This window comes from Micromonospora sp. NPDC005252 (genome assembly GCF_042872475.1).
In the GTDB taxonomy this organism is placed as follows: domain Bacteria; phylum Actinomycetota; class Actinomycetes; order Mycobacteriales; family Micromonosporaceae; genus Micromonospora.
The window spans coordinates 453,126-466,740 of record NZ_JBIAKN010000002.1 but is presented as its reverse complement, the minus strand read 5'-3'; the positions used below and the strand labels follow the sequence as shown (position 1 = coordinate 466,740).

Annotated in this window: 12 protein-coding genes and 1 pseudogene; 7 read left to right on the top strand and 6 right to left on the bottom strand. The window is 71.7% G+C overall.

Annotation, left to right across the window (positions count from 1 at the left end):
• Positions 1-102: 102 nt before the first annotated feature.
• Both ACFYPH_RS07905 and ACFYPH_RS07900 read right to left on the bottom strand, forming a co-directional pair.
• On the bottom strand, positions 103-768 hold the full coding sequence (locus ACFYPH_RS07905; protein ID WP_387180055.1) for a class I SAM-dependent methyltransferase: 666 nt from the start codon (positions 766-768) through the stop codon (positions 103-105).
• 79 nt (positions 769-847) lie between these two features.
• Positions 848-1,072: a GntR family transcriptional regulator gene (locus ACFYPH_RS07900; RefSeq protein ID WP_354858235.1), complete on the bottom strand. Its 225-nt coding sequence runs from the start codon at positions 1,070-1,072 to the stop codon at positions 848-850.
• 250 nt (positions 1,073-1,322) lie between these two features.
• Between ACFYPH_RS07900 and ACFYPH_RS07895 the strand changes: the two genes are divergently transcribed.
• Both ACFYPH_RS07895 and ACFYPH_RS07890 read left to right on the top strand, forming a co-directional pair.
• The gene (locus tag ACFYPH_RS07895; protein ID WP_354858238.1) at positions 1,323-1,523 is read left to right on the top strand and encodes a hypothetical protein; all 201 of its coding nucleotides are present in this window, start codon (positions 1,323-1,325) and stop codon (positions 1,521-1,523) included.
• 102 nt (positions 1,524-1,625) lie between these two features.
• Positions 1,626-2,447, top strand: a pseudogene (locus tag ACFYPH_RS07890) (glycosyltransferase 87 family protein); the annotation flags it as partial.
• Positions 2,448-3,255: 808 nt separating this feature from the next.
• Here ACFYPH_RS07890 and ACFYPH_RS07885 read toward each other — a convergent pair.
• Together ACFYPH_RS07885 and ACFYPH_RS07880 are read right to left on the bottom strand one after the other, a co-directional pair.
• Positions 3,256-3,930, bottom strand: a complete 675-nt coding sequence (locus tag ACFYPH_RS07885; RefSeq protein ID WP_354858240.1) for an NAD(P)-binding domain-containing protein — start codon at positions 3,928-3,930, stop codon at positions 3,256-3,258.
• Positions 3,931-4,258: 328 nt separating this feature from the next.
• On the bottom strand, positions 4,259-4,753 hold the full coding sequence (locus ACFYPH_RS07880; protein ID WP_387180051.1) for a glutathione peroxidase: 495 nt from the start codon (positions 4,751-4,753) through the stop codon (positions 4,259-4,261).
• A 176-nt stretch (positions 4,754-4,929) separates the two neighbouring features.
• On the opposite strand from ACFYPH_RS07880, the gene ACFYPH_RS07875 reads away from it, so the two are divergent.
• The 4 genes from ACFYPH_RS07875 (at position 4,930) to ACFYPH_RS07860 (ending at position 9,930) form a co-directional block, all read left to right on the top strand.
• Positions 4,930-6,564 (top strand): glycosyl hydrolase family 18 protein, encoded by a 1,635-nt coding sequence (locus tag ACFYPH_RS07875; protein WP_354858245.1) that lies wholly within the window; start codon positions 4,930-4,932, stop codon positions 6,562-6,564.
• Positions 6,565-6,852: 288 nt separating this feature from the next.
• Positions 6,853-7,365 carry a nuclear transport factor 2 family protein gene (locus ACFYPH_RS07870; protein WP_355066888.1) on the top strand — a complete coding sequence of 171 codons (513 nt, stop codon included), beginning with the start codon at positions 6,853-6,855 and terminating at the stop codon, positions 7,363-7,365.
• A 91-nt stretch (positions 7,366-7,456) separates the two neighbouring features.
• On the top strand, positions 7,457-8,863 hold the full coding sequence (locus tag ACFYPH_RS07865; RefSeq protein ID WP_354858250.1) for a class II 3-deoxy-7-phosphoheptulonate synthase: 1,407 nt from the start codon (positions 7,457-7,459) through the stop codon (positions 8,861-8,863).
• 35 nt (positions 8,864-8,898) lie between these two features.
• The gene (locus ACFYPH_RS07860) at positions 8,899-9,930 is read left to right on the top strand and encodes a threonine aldolase family protein (protein ID WP_387180048.1); all 1,032 of its coding nucleotides are present in this window, start codon (positions 8,899-8,901) and stop codon (positions 9,928-9,930) included.
• A 120-nt stretch (positions 9,931-10,050) separates the two neighbouring features.
• Here the strand turns inward: ACFYPH_RS07860 and ACFYPH_RS07855 are convergent, their stop codons facing one another.
• Together ACFYPH_RS07855 and pknB are read right to left on the bottom strand one after the other, a co-directional pair.
• Positions 10,051-10,917 (bottom strand): deoxyribonuclease IV, encoded by an 867-nt coding sequence (locus ACFYPH_RS07855; protein WP_355066886.1) that lies wholly within the window; start codon positions 10,915-10,917, stop codon positions 10,051-10,053.
• On the bottom strand, positions 10,917-12,905 hold the full coding sequence (gene pknB, locus ACFYPH_RS07850) for a Stk1 family PASTA domain-containing Ser/Thr kinase (protein ID WP_387180045.1): 1,989 nt from the start codon (positions 12,903-12,905) through the stop codon (positions 10,917-10,919). Before pknB ends, ACFYPH_RS07855 begins: the two co-directional genes overlap by 1 nt.
• Positions 12,906-13,106: 201 nt before the next feature.
• Here pknB and ACFYPH_RS07845 point away from each other — a divergent pair, with 201 nt between their 5' ends.
• Positions 13,107-13,496, top strand: coding sequence for an Rv2175c family DNA-binding protein (locus tag ACFYPH_RS07845; RefSeq protein WP_355066885.1), 390 nt, complete (start codon positions 13,107-13,109; stop codon positions 13,494-13,496).
• Positions 13,497-13,615: the final 119 nt, after the last annotated feature.

Genomic DNA, 13,615 nt, shown 5'->3' with positions numbered 1-13,615 from the left:
CGCCGGCCACAGCCCTAACGCAACAGTGTTGACATCCAGGTTCGAGGGCGATCTTGCCGCTTCGCGAGGGAGATCCCGACTCTGGACGCGGGGTTGGTGCCGCTACCGCACCGCGAGGAAGCCGAACAGGTCCGGCACGCCTAGAGAGGTGGACTCGACGAACCGGACCGGTCGGAGGCCGGCGGCCACTGTCGCGTTGAGCAGGTCGGCGAGCGGCACGTGCCAGGCGCCGACCCGGACCCGGACGCCGTCGGTGTTCCAGCTGTCGAAGCTGCGTGACCGGTCCGCGTAGCGCTCGTCGACGACGACGCTCGGGTGCCGACCCCAGTCGGCGAACGCGCCCACGAAGCACGGGTGCACGCCCACGTGCACGAACCGCCCGCCCGGGCGCAGCACCCGGCCGACCTCACGCAGCACGCCCGGGTAGTCGGGCACGTCGGTGCTGGACAGGACGCACATCGCGGCGGGCAGTGAGGCGTCGGCGATCGGCAGGGCGGTCGCGTCCCCCCGGGCCGCCGGCAGTCGCCCGCGCGCGTGCCGCAACTGCCCGCCGGACAGGTCCACACCCACCGGTGTCCAGCCCAGGTCGCCAGGCACGGACGCGTGCGCGCCGGTGCCGCAGCAGATGTCGAGGCAGGGCCCCGCACCCGTGCCGAGCAGGTCGGCCACGGTCGCGTGCACCCTCCGGAGATAGTCGCCACCGCCCGAGATGAAGCCCTCGTACCAGTCCGCGTGAGCGTCGTACGCCGGTGTGCCCGTCGCTTCCATCCACCGATGCTAGGGACGCACGCCTGGCGCGTGGTCCCCGTTCTTCCGAGGGCAGACGCGGTCGGACCCTCGCAGCCGACTACTCCGCTTCGGCGACGAAGACGCCCTGCCCCTGTTGGCCGTAGACCAGGTTTCGTTGGTGCAGTTCGCGTACGGCCCGGTAGGCGGTCGACCGTGCCACGTTGTAGATCTCGCCAATTTCCGAGACCGAGGGCAGTTGATGGCCGGGCGGGTACTCCCCGGAGTTGATTCTGCGCGCGATGTCGTCGGCGACGCGAAGGTAGTGCGGTGGCCTGGTAGGCATGATCGGCTCTCCTGGACTTCAGCGAAGATCATGCTTCCAGCCGGGACCTGGGCAGGACAAGTGACGACGCGACTCGACTGAGCACAGTGAGAACATGACTACAGTGAGACAGTGGATACAGTGAGACAGCGGTCGGACGCTTCTGGACTTCAGCACCCCGAGGTTTTCGATCCATCCACCCTGGAGGGCGCGACGCATGGCCTCCGCCCTCCAGGGCTGGCATCTCGTGACCTCGGGAAAGGTGCGGACGATGGCGATCGACGAGCCGGTGTCCAGGGCGACCGAACTCTTCATGGCGGAGCGGGTCCTCGACGCGCACTGGTCCCGAGCGCGTGATCGGCCCTGGCAGACAGGCGGCTGCCTGGAGTGTCAAGGTCATCACGATTGTCCGCAGTTGGACTGGGCTCTCGGAATCGTGGCGGACGTCGCGTCGGTGCTATTCCAGAAATAGCGCCTGTGCCAGACGGTCGAGGTCGTGCTCGTCGGCGTTGGACTGCGCGGCCAACGGTCGACGGGACCTTCGCTCGGCCTTGCGTTCGCCTATTCTCGGGCGATGCGGGATCGCCGGGTGGCGCTGGCGTGGGCGGCGTTCGGCGTCGTCGCGCTGGTGTCCTGTGTGCTCGTGCTCAGGCGCGGCGACCGGCTCAGCGACCTGCACATCTACTACGGCGCACTGTCCGATCTGCACGCCGGCCGGCCGCTGTACGAGTACCGCGCCCGAAACGGCGGGCCGTTCACCTATCCGCCGTTCGCAGCCCTGGTGCTGGGCCCGATCACCGCCGTCAGCGAGGGCGTACTCCAGGGCGTCTGGCTGGTGGCGACGTGCGCGGCGGTCGTCGCCATCGCCGGCCTGGTCGGCGTCGCGCTGAGCACCGATCGGTCGCACCGCCCGCTGCTCGTCGCGGTGGCCGCCACGGTGCTGATGCTCTCGGCGCCGGTGCAGAGCAACCTGCGTTTCGGGCAGGTCAGCATTTTCATCGTGTTGCTGGCATTGCTGGACGGGATGGGCGTCGTCCCACCCCGGCTGCGCGGGGTGCTCGTCGGGGTGGCCGCGGCGATCAAGCTGACCCCGCTGCTGTTCGTCGCGTACTTCCTCGCGACCGGGCGCTACCGCGACGCCGGCCGCGCGGTGGCGACGCGCGGAGCCTGTGCCGGGCTGGCGGCGGTCGTGCTGCCCGGCGAGAGCTGGACTTACTGGACCCAGGCGGTCCGGCAGACCTCGCGGATCGGCAACCTGGCCTCGCTGGGCAACCAGTCGGTGCACGGGATGCTGTTGCGCCTCGGGGTCGACGAGGGGGCGCTGCCCGTGCTCTGGGCCGGGCTGGTGGCGGTGATCTGCGGGGCGGCGCTCCTGCGCGCCCGGCAGTTGGCCGGGCAGGGCCGCCCCGGGCACGCGGCGGTCCTCGTCGGCTGCGCCACGGTGGCCGCGTCCCCGGTGTCCTGGACCCACCATCAGGTGTGGCCGGTGCTCGCCGCGATGCTGCTGGTCGGCGCGTCCGGCATCACCCAGCGGGTGGCCGGTGCCGCGTTGCTCGCCGCCATGGTCGTCTCGCTGGGCGCGGTCCTCGGCCCGGTGTCGACGCGGCCGGGCGTGCAGTTCCTGTTCGAGAACGCCCGTGCCGTCGGCGTGTGCCTGCTGTGCCTGGCCGGCTTCGGTGGTGTCGCGGTCGCGACCGCCCGGAGCAACCGGCGATCCGCCGCCGGCCGGGCCTGGCTGCGGGTGGGCGTCTCGGCCGCGGTGGCACTCGCCTTCTTCGCCGTGCAACCGCTGCCCGCAGGAGCGGACCCGACGTTCAAGGCGTACGCCCTCGGCGACGTCGTCAATCCGCGGTATTTCTTCGTCTGTCGAAGCCCGGCCGAGTGCGCCGCCTATGCCACCGACGCGCCGGTCACCTTCGGCACCCGGGCGGAGAAGACGAAGGTCCGGGTCAACGGTGTGGTCTCCGCGCAGGTGGCCCGGCTGGCGTACTACTCCGCCCCGGGGGGGAGCGCCCCGGGACATTCCCCTGCTGGCGGCCTACCCCGGTACGCGGACGTTCTCGTTCCGGTCGGCGAGCATGGCGCAGGGCCGACTCGTCGCGTACGCCGTGGACGGCCAGCCCATCGCCAGCTACGACGACGAACTCGCCGCCGCCCTGGAAACGGCCACCCGGTAGGCGGTCGTCCCAGGACGGCGGCGGTGCTCAGCGGGTGGCGGCGGCCAGCGCGGCGCGCAGCTTCTCGGCGTCAGCCGGTGCGGGGCGCTGCCAGTCGGTCGGCGTGGCGGAGTAGGGCAAGCCGTACGCCGGGGTGTCCGGCTGGTAACGCCACCCCTCGGCGAGCGGGCCGACATCGACCGCGTCATAACCGATCCGGTCCAGGAAGGCGGTCACCTCGGCCTTCGCGGCGGCGTCGTCACCGGCGATCGCGAGCGCGCTGCGGTCGGCCGCCCCGGACGGCCGGGGGAGCTCGGCGAGGGCCTTGAAGTAGATGTTGTTGAAGACCTTGACGACCCGCGAGTCCGGTAGGTGCCGCTGGAGGAGTTCGCTGCTGGTGATCTTGCCGGCGTCCAACTCCGGGAAGGCGCCGTCACGCTCCGGGTAGTAGTTGTTGGTGTCGATGACGACCTTGCCGGCCAGCGGCTGCGCGGGCACCGCCCGGTACGCCTTGAGTGGCACGCTGACCACCACCAGGTCGCCGACCTGCGCCGCGTCCTGCGCCGTGGCGGCGCTGGCCCGCTCGCCCAGCTCGTCGACCAGGTCGGTGAGCGTCTCCGGCCCGCGCGAGTTGCTCAGTACCACGTCGTAGCCGGCGGCCACCGCCAGCCGGGCCACCGTGCCGCCGATGTGGCCGCTGCCGATCAGTCCCACAGTTGTCATGCTTCTTCCCAACTTCGTCCACCCACGACGCATTCCCGACCGGCACGGTGGGTTATTCCGGTTGACCGACGCCGAGCGGCTGCGCGGCCGGCCGGCGTGTGCCGGCGCGGACGCCTGGCTGCGCCGCGAGCCGGTTCTGCACAACGTACTGCGCACGCCCGTCGCTGACCGGCCCCGCGGAAATGTGCCACCCGACGGTGGTCGGTCCGGGCGACGCCGCCGCCGACCCCCCGCACCTGGTGATCAAGAGGTTTGCGTCAGATGGAGGCTCACCCCTGACGCAAACCTCTTGATCACCGCGGGCGGGTCGAGGGGGTGGGGGGTGGGGTCAGGCGGGGGTGGGGAGGGTTTTTTCGATCGCCGCGCGGAGGTCTTCGGAGTCGGGTTCGACCGTGGGGGCGAAGCGGGCGGCGACCGTGCCGTCCGGGGTCACCAGGAACTTCTCGAAGTTCCAGCGGACGTCCCCGGTGTGTCCGTCGGCGTCCGGAGTGTCCACCAGCGCGGCGTAGAGCGGGTGCCGGTCGGGCCCGTGCACGTCGACCTTCTCGGTCAGCGGAAAAGTCACCCCGTAGTTGACCTGGCAGAAGTCGCTGATCTCGGCGGCGGTGCCCGGCTCCTGCCCGGCGAACTGGTTGCACGGCACGCCCAGCACCACCAGGCCACGCTCGGCGTAGGTGTCGGCGAGGGTCTGGAGGCCGGCGTACTGCGGGGTGAGGCCGCACCGGGAGGCGACGTTGACCACCAGCAGCGCCCGGCCCCGGTACTGGGCGAGGTCGGCGGGCCCGCCGCTGAGGGCGTCGATCGGGATGTCGAAGACGGTCATGGGCCCGAGGCTACGCGTCGGCCCGCGACCCCCGACCGCTGACCGGCGGCTCGGTGCGGGCGCAGTCCACGCACCAGAAGAAATCGAAACATGGACATCTTGACGAACTGATGACGGCGTGAGTACCGTCTCACCATCTCTTTTGGAAAGTTTCCTAACAGTTCGGGAGACGCCTTATGAAAAGATCGCTCCGCCGGGCCCTCTGGGCCGGTGCCGTGGTCGCCGTGACCGTCGCGGCGGTGCCGATGACGACCGCGTTCGGTGCCGGCTCGGTCACCACCACGTTCGCCAAGGCGCAGGACTGGGGGACCGGTCACGAGACGAAGGTGACCGTGACCAACGGCTCCAGCGCCACGGTCGCCACCTGGCGCATCGAGTTCGACCTGCCGTCAGGCACCACCATCAGCAGCGCGTGGGACGCCGACGTCACGAGCAGCGGCAACCACTACGTCGCCGTCAAGAAGAGCTGGGCCGGCAGCCTCGCGCCCGGCGCCTCGTTCAGCTGGGGCTACAACGGCACCGGCGCCTACAAGGCGCCGCTGAACTGCACCGTCAACGGCGCACCGTGCGGCGGTGGCACCCCGACCACCCCGCCGACCACCACCGCGCCGCCCACCACGGCCCCACCCACCACGGCGCCGCCCACCACCGCTCCGCCCACCACGGCGCCCCCGACCACCACCCCGCCGAACACGGGCGGCAAGAAGGTCGTCGGTTACTTCGCCGAGTGGGGCGTCTACGGGCGCAATTACCACGTCAAGAACATCCAGACCAGTGGCTCGGCCGCCAAGCTGACCCACATCCTGTACGCCTTCGGCAACACCACGGGCGGTCGCTGCACCATCGGTGACAGCTACGCCGACTACGACAAGGCGTACACGGCGGCGGAGAGCGTGGACGGCGTCGCCGACACCTGGGACCAGCCGCTGCGCGGCAGCTTCAACCAGCTGCGCAAGCTCAAGCAGCTGAACCCGCACCTCAAGGTGATCTGGTCGTTCGGCGGCTGGACCTGGTCCGGCGGCTTCACCCAGGCCGCCCAGAACCCGGCCGCGTTCGCCGAGAGCTGCTACAACCTGGTCGAGGACCCGCGCTGGGCGGACGTCTTCGACGGCATCGACGTCGACTGGGAGTACCCGAACGCCTGCGGCCTGACCTGTGACACCAGCGGCCCCAACGCGTTCAAGAACGTGATCGGCGCCCTGCGGTCGAAGTTCGGGTCCAGCGCCCTGGTCACCGCCGCGATCACCGCGGACGGCAGCAACGGCGGCAAGATCGACGCCACCGACTACGCCGGTGCCATCGGCAACCTCAACTGGCTCATGCCGATGACGTACGACTACTTCGGCGCCTTCAACGCCCAGGGCCCGACGGCGCCGCACTCGCCGCTCACCTCGTACACCGGCATTCCGCAGCAGGGCTTCAACTCCGACGCGGCGATCCAGAAGCTCAAGAGCAAGGGCATCCCGGCCAACAAGCTGCTGCTCGGCATCGGCTTCTACGGTCGGGGCTGGACGGGCGTCACGCAGGCCGCACCGGGCGGCAGCGCCACCGGCGCGGCGCCGGGCACCTACGAGGCGGGCATCGAGGACTACAAGGTCCTCAAGAACACCTGCCCGGCCACCGGCACGATCGCCGGCACCGCGTACGCCAAGTGCGGCAGCAACTGGTGGAGCTACGACACCCCGTCGACCATCAACGGCAAGATGACGTACGCGAACAACCAGGGCCTCGGTGGCGCGTTCTTCTGGGAGCTCTCCGGCGACACCAGCAACGGCGAGCTCATCGGCGCCATCAAGGGCGGCCTCGGCTGAGCCGACGGTCGACGCACCACCCACACGGCGGGGAGGGGCCCGCACCGCCTCTCCCCGCCCGTGCCGTACCGGCCCGGTCGACGCCCAGCGTCGGCCGGGCCGCCGGCGTGGGGCGGGTCGGCCGGGCCGTCGGCCTTAGGCGGGTCGGCCGGGCCGCCGGCCTTGGGCAGGTCGGCCGGGCCGTCGGCCTTAGGCGGGTCGGCCGGGCCGTCGGCCTTGGGCAGGTCGGGCCCGATGTGGCAGACTCGCGGCTCGGCACGTCTCGATTCCCCGTCGACGGAGGTGGTCATGCGCCCGATCCACCGCAGGCTGGCGGCGGCCGCCACCGGCCTGGTGCTGCTCCCGGCCGCCCTGGTCGGCTGCGGGATCGGCGGCGGTGACGAGGACGAGTCGACCGCCAAGCCCGAGCGTGCCCCCGCCGAGGAGGCCGGCACCCGGTCCCGCGAGCGCGTGCAGGCGTACCTCGACGCGATGACCGCCAAGGACGTCGCCGCCGGCCGCAGCCAGCTCTGCGAGCTGCTGCACGAAGGGTTCGACCTGGCCGCCACCGGCCCCAACGGCGACTTCGCCGACCACTTCGAGGTGCCCGAGGCGGCCATCACCGACGTCCGGTCCGGCCCGCGCGGCCAGGAGGTCAGCGTCTCGGTCTCGGTCACCGCCGGAAAGAGCAAGGTCACCCGCCCGCTGGTGTTCACCGTCACCCGCGACGGCGGCGACTGGTGCATCGCCGGGGAGGCGCCGGGCGGTAACCCCGCCGCCAGCCCGTCGCCAAACGGGGTCGGCGCCTCACCGGTGTCCTGACCGACCGACATCGGTGGGATTGATCTCCCATCTGCCGGAACCGTCCCCCTCGCCGCTCGGGTACGCCCACGGTCGCCGTACGCTTTCTCTCATGCGCCATGAGTGGCATCAGCTGAGCCATCCCGCGGTAGGCAGCCCGGGCTTGCAGACCAGCCGTCCGACAGTCGACTCCGCCGAGGACGCCGCCCTCGGTCTGGACCGCTGGCGGGAGCTGCCCCGCGAGCAGACCCCACCGTGGTCCGATCCGGCCGCCGTCGCCGAGGTCTGCAAGGTGCTCGACACCGTGCCGTCGGTCGTCGCGCCCTACGAGGTGGACCAGCTCCGGCAGAAGCTGGCCCTGGTCTGCGAGGGCAAGGCGTTCCTGCTCCAGGGCGGTGACTGCGCCGAGACCTTCGTCGACAACACCGAGAGCCACCTGCTGGCCAACGCCCGCACCCTGCTCCAGATGGCGATCGTGCTCACCTACGGCGCGTCGCTGCCGGTGGTCAAGGTCGCCCGGGTCGCCGGCCAGTACACCAAGCCCCGCTCGCTGCCCACCGACGCGCGTGGCCTGCCCGCCTACCGCGGCGACATGATCAACTCGCTGGAGGCCGACCCGGCCGCCCGCGTCGCCGACCCGCAGCGCATGATCCGGGCGTACGCCAACTCGGCCGCCGCGATGAACATGCTGCGGGCGTACCTCGCCGGTGGGCTCGCCGACCTGCACGCGGTGCACGACTGGAACAAGGGCTTCGTGAAGACCTCCCCGGCGGGGGAGCGCTACGAGGCGATCGCCCGGGAGATCGACCGGGCGCTGGCCTTCATCCGGGCCTGCGGGATGACCGACGACGAGGCGCTGCGGACCGTCACCCTCTACTGCTCCCACGAGGCCCTCGCCCTGGAGTACGACCGGGCGCTCACCCGGGTCTCCGACCGCCGGGCGTACGGGCTGTCCGGGCACTTCCTCTGGGTCGGCGAGCGCACCCGGCAGATCACCGGCGCGCACATCGACTTCATCTCCCGGATCGCCAACCCGATCGGCGTCAAGCTCGGCCCGACCACGTCCCCGGACGAGGCGATCGAGCTGTGCGAGAAGCTCAACCCGGACAACATCCCCGGCCGGCTCACCCTGATCAGCCGGATGGGCAACCACCGGGTCCGCGACGCCCTGCCGCCGATCGTGGCCAAGGTCACGGCCTCCGGCGCCAAGGTGGTCTGGCAGTGCGACCCGATGCACGGCAACACCCACGAGTCGTCCAACGGCTACAAGACCCGGCACTTCGACCGGATCGTCGACGAGGTGCTCGGCTACTTCGAGGTGCACCGTGGCCTGGACACCCACCCCGGCGGCCTGCACGTCGAGTTGACCGGTGAGGACGTCACCGAGTGTCTCGGCGGCGCCCAGGGAATCGAGGACCTCGACCTGCCCGACCGGTACGAGACCGCCTGCGATCCTCGGCTGAACACCCAGCAGTCGCTGGAGCTGGCCTTCCTCGTGGCGGAGATGCTGCGTGGCTGACGCGGGCCCCGCAGTCGACGGACGAAGGGATGATCATGGCTGACGCGTTCGTGGACCTGCGTTCCGACACGGTGACCCGGCCGACCGCCGGGATGCGGGAGGCGATGGCCGCCGCCGAGGTCGGTGACGACGTCTACGGCGAGGATCCCACCGTGAACGCGCTGGAGGCGGAGGTCGCCGCGCTGTTCGGGCACGAGGCGGCGCTCTTCGCCCCGAGTGGGTCGATGGCCAACCAGATCGCCCTGCAACTGCTGGTGTCGCCCGGCGACGAGCTGCTCTGCGACGCCGACGCGCACGTCGTCACGTACGAGATCGGCGCCGCGGCCGCGTACGGCGGGATCTCCTCGCGGACCTGGCCCGCTGTCGGCGCGGACATCGACCCGGAGCTGGTCGCCCGGATGATCCGTCCGGACGGCTACTTCGCCGTGCCCACCCGCGCGATCGCCGTCGAGCAGACCCACAACCGGGGCGGTGGCGGGGTTATCCCGCTGGCCACCCTGCGGGAGCTGCGCGGTGTCGCCGACGACGCGGGGGTGGCGCTGCACTGCGACGGCGCCCGGATCTGGCACGCGCACGTCGCCGACAGGGTGCCCCTGACCGAGTACGGCCGGCTCTTCGACACGCTGTCCGTCTGCCTCTCCAAGGGGCTCGGCGCGCCGGTCGGCTCGCTGGTGGTGGGCAGCGCGGAGAAGATCGAACGGGCCCGGCTGATCCGCAAGCGGATGGGCGGCGGCATGCGCCAGGCCGGCATCCTCGCCGCCGCCGGCCGGTACGCCCTCGCGCACCACGTCGACCGGCTGGCCGAGGACCACGCGAGGGCGGCCCGGCTCGCCGAGGCGGTCGCGCCGTTCGGGGTGCTCGCCACAGCGGTCCGCACCAACCTCGTCCCGCTGGACCTGACCAAGCACGCGCTGGACGCCCGCGCTCTGGCCGCCGCCGCACGCGCGGAGGGCGTACTGGTCTCGGTGCTCGGCCCCCGTACCGCCCGCCTGGTCACCCACCTGGGCGTCGACGACACCGCGATCGACCGAGCGGCCACCGCCCTGACCAAGGTCCTGGCCGCCTGACCCACCCCTTGTTGATCAAGAGCTTTGCGTCATCCGGAGACCGGATTCTGACGCAAAGCTCTTGATCACCCCGGGGGCGGGCCCGGAGGGCCCGGGGCCGGGTGGGGTGCGGGTGGGGGGTTAGGGGTTCAGGCGGTTGAGGGTTGCTATGTCGGCGGTGTGGCCGAGCTGCTTCTCGCTGGGGGTTTCCACCACCACGGGGACACCGGCGGTGGCCGGATGGGCCATCAGCTCCGCGAAGGCCGGCTCGCCGATGGTGCCCTTGCCGATGTTCTCGTGCCGGTCCCGGGTCGAGCCGCACAGATCCTTCGAGTCGTTGGCGTGCACCAGCCGCAACCGGTCGGGCCCCACGGTGGCCACCAGCGTGTCCAGGGTCGCGGTCATCCCGCCCTCGGCGGCCAGGTCGTGACCGGCGGCCCAGGCGTGGCAGGTGTCGAAGCAGACCCCGAGCATGGGATGCCGGTCCACCGTGTCGAGGTAGGGCCCGAGCTGCTCCACGCGGGAGGCGAGCGAGCGGCCGCCACCGGCGCTCGGCTCGACCAGCAGCATCGGCCCACCGGCCTCGGCGGCCCAGTCGAGCAGGGGCAGCAGCTCCCGACGGACCTGCCGCATCGCCGCCTCGGCGTACCCCTCGTCGACCGCGCTGCCGGCGTGGAACACCACCGCCCGCGCGCCGATCGCCACACCCCGGCGCAGCGCGTGCGCCAGCGTCTGCGCCGACTTCTCGACCGTGGCCGGCGTGGGTGAGCCCAGGTTGACCAGCAGCGAGGCGTGGATGAACGCGGGGATGCCCCGCTCGGCGCAGCCCTCGCGGAACAGCGCGTCCTGCGCCGGGTCACCCGGGGGCAGCGCCCAGCCTCGCGAGTTGGAGACGTACACCTGCACGGCCTCGGCGCCGGTCGCGTCGACGTACGGCAGGGCGGCCTTCGCCAACCCCCCGGAGGTCGGAGTGTGCGCGCCCACCGGCCGCGAACGAAGCCTCGGCATCAGAAACACGTGATGGTGACCGGGGTGCCCGGGGGCACCTGTGAATTCTCGCCCGGGGCCTGGATCCGGACCGTGGCGTTCGGGTTGAACGCGACGGTCACCGGGTAGCCCTGGCTCTCCAGCAACTGCTTAGCCTGCGAGCAGGGCAGGTCGATCACCCGGGGCACGACGACCAGCGGCGGACCCTTGCTGATCTCCAGCTTGACCTGGGTGCCCTTCTCCACGCCCGCGCCGTCGGCCGGACTCTGGCTGAGAATCTCGTCCTTGGGTTTGTCGGAGTCCTTGAAGGTCTCCACCGGCACCAGGCCAAGCCCGCTCAGGGTGGCCCGCGCATCGGTGAGGCTCTTGCCGACCAGGTTCGGCACCGACACCGGCGCCCGGCCTCGGCTCAGGATGAGGGTGATCTTCGTGCCCGGCTTGACCTCGGCCCCCACCTTCGGGGAGCTGTCCAGGACGACGCCGGCCGGCAGGGTGTCGTCGTAACGGGGGGTGCCCTTGGCCACCACCAGTTTGACGTTGACCAGATCGGCCTCGGCCAGCTCGTACTCCTTGCCGATCACGTCCGGTACCGGGAAGCGCTCCGGACCCAGCGAGAGGGTCAGGGTGATCGTGCCACCCTTGACGATCTTGCTGGCCGAGGCCGGGTCCTGCCCGAGCACGCTGTCCTTCGGAGCCTTCTCGTCGTAGCGCGGCTCCCCGTACGCCAGGGTCAGGCCGGCGCGTTCGGCCTGGGCCTGCGCGTCGGTCTTGCTCAGGCTGACCAGCTGCGGGGCGGACGTGTAGCGGCCGACACCGAACCACCAGCCGCCCAGCGCGGCCACCAGGCCCAGCGTCACCACCACGGCGGCGACGGCCAGCCGGCCCTGCGGATTGCCCAGCACCGTGGTGCGCAGCGCCGCGAGCCGGGCTCCCAGACCCTCCGACGGCTCCGGTGCGGCCCGCCGCCGGCCCGGCCCCTGACTGGCGCCCTCCGGCAGCCGGGCCCAGGTCGGCCGTTCGGCCGGGCGGACCGTGGCGACCATCATGGTCGGCTGGGAGACCGGCGGCTCGTCCGTCACCCGACGCAGCACGGCGGTGCTGGTGCTGTTGACGTCACCCAGGCGGTCCCGGGCGACCTGAACCTCGGCCAGCAGCGCGCCGGCGTCGGCGGGCCGGGCGGCGGGATCACGCCGGGTGGCCCGCTGGACCAGAGCGTCGAGGGCCGACGGCAGGCCGGGCACCAGCGTCGAGGGCGCGGGCACATCCCGGTCGACGTGCTGCCAGGCCACGTCCACCGGACGGTCCCCGTCGTACGGCACCCGGCCGGTGAGCATCTCGAACAGCACGATGCCGGCGGAGTAGACGTCGGTGCGCGGGTCGGCCCGACCCTCGGTGACCAACTCCGGGGCGACGTACGCCACGGTGGCCATCAGTTGGTTGCCCTGCTCCTCGTCGGCGCTGGCCTCGACCGCGCGGGCCAACCCGAAGTCGGCCACCTTGACGACGCTGTCCACCAGGTTGGCGACGCCGCCGGTGGGCGCCTCGGCGACCAGCACGTTCTCCGGTTTGACATCGCGGTGCACGAGGCCGGCCCGGTGCGCGGCGGCGATCGCGGCGAGCATCTGCTCGGCGATGGCCAGCACCTCGTCCGGGTTGAGCCGGCGTCGCTCAGCCAGCACGTCGCGCAGCGTACGGCCGCGGACGTACTCCATCACCAGATACGGCAGACCGGCGTGGGTGCCCTGGTCGTAGACCGCGACGACGTTCGGGTGGGTCAGCCGGGCGATGGTCTTCGCCTCGTCGGTGAACCGGGCCACGAAGTTGGCGATCCGGGCCCGTGCCTCGGGCGCCTGGGTCGGGTGAATGATCTTGACTGCGACGGTGCGCTCGAGGCGTTCGTCGGTGGCGGTGTACACGGTCGCCATGCCGCCACGGGCCACGCGACCGCGAATGCGGTAGCGCCCGTCGATCAGCGAGCCCAGCAACGTGTCGGCGACCTGTGTGTCCATCGGCAGGGAGTCTATGTGTCCAGGGGGTGGGAGTTGAACAGGATGCTACAGCCCGGAGTCGTCCCTGGTCCGTCCCGTCGTGATCGCCACCTCGGTGGTGGCCCTGATCCGCTGCTCACCGACGGTGCCCGTCGGCGGGCGCGGACTGGCCGTGCGGGGTGCCGGTGGCCCTCGCCGGCCGCGGCGTGGCAGGGTGATCGGGTGACCGAATCCGTACCCGACCAGGCCGTACCCGGCCCCGAGCTCGCCGGCCCCACTGACCCGGCGGGCTGGCTCGCCCTGCCCGACGTCGCCGAGCGGCTCGACGTGTCGATCAGCAAGGTGCACCAGATGATCCGCGACCGGGAGCTGTTGGCGGTCCGCCGCGACGGCATCCGCCGGATACCCGCGGAGCTGGTGGCCAACGAGACAGTTCTCAAGCACCTGCCCGGCGTGCTCAACCTGCTCGCCGACAACGGCTACGACGACGAGGCGGCGCTGCGCTGGCTCTACGAGCCGGACGACACGCTTCCCGGCGACACCCCGGCCGCGGCCCTCTCCGGCGACCAGGCCCGCGAGGTCAAGCGCCGAGCCCAGGCCCTGGGCTTCTAGACGACTCCCGGGCCTCCAGATTCACCGTCGATCATGAAGTTGTTGCCACGACACGCCGCGCGCGTGGGCAACAACTTCATGATCGACGCGCTCCGGGAGGGGGTGGGGGAGGGGGGACG

What these genes read in the sequence shown, in the direction of transcription:
- ACFYPH_RS07865 (WP_354858250.1), top strand. Translation starts at nt 7,457, where the DNA reads ATGCGCCATGAGTGGCATCAGCTGAGCCATCCCGCGGTAGGCAGCCCG.
- ACFYPH_RS07860 (WP_387180048.1), top strand. Translation starts at nt 8,899, where the DNA reads ATGGCTGACGCGTTCGTGGACCTGCGTTCCGACACGGTGACCCGGCCG.
- ACFYPH_RS07880 (WP_387180051.1), bottom strand. Translation starts at nt 4,753, where the DNA reads ATGACCGTCTTCGACATCCCGATCGACGCCCTCAGCGGCGGGCCCGCC.
- ACFYPH_RS07885 (WP_354858240.1), bottom strand. Translation starts at nt 3,930, where the DNA reads ATGACAACTGTGGGACTGATCGGCAGCGGCCACATCGGCGGCACGGTG.
- ACFYPH_RS07900 (WP_354858235.1), bottom strand. Translation starts at nt 1,072, where the DNA reads ATGCCTACCAGGCCACCGCACTACCTTCGCGTCGCCGACGACATCGCG.
- ACFYPH_RS07870 (WP_355066888.1), top strand. Translation starts at nt 6,853, where the DNA reads ATGCGCCCGATCCACCGCAGGCTGGCGGCGGCCGCCACCGGCCTGGTG.
- pknB (WP_387180045.1), bottom strand. Translation starts at nt 12,905, where the DNA reads ATGGACACACAGGTCGCCGACACGTTGCTGGGCTCGCTGATCGACGGG.
- ACFYPH_RS07895 (WP_354858238.1), top strand. Translation starts at nt 1,323, where the DNA reads ATGGCGATCGACGAGCCGGTGTCCAGGGCGACCGAACTCTTCATGGCG.
- ACFYPH_RS07875 (WP_354858245.1), top strand. Translation starts at nt 4,930, where the DNA reads ATGAAAAGATCGCTCCGCCGGGCCCTCTGGGCCGGTGCCGTGGTCGCC.
- ACFYPH_RS07905 (WP_387180055.1), bottom strand. Translation starts at nt 768, where the DNA reads ATGGAAGCGACGGGCACACCGGCGTACGACGCTCACGCGGACTGGTAC.
- ACFYPH_RS07855 (WP_355066886.1), bottom strand. Translation starts at nt 10,917, where the DNA reads ATGCCGAGGCTTCGTTCGCGGCCGGTGGGCGCGCACACTCCGACCTCC.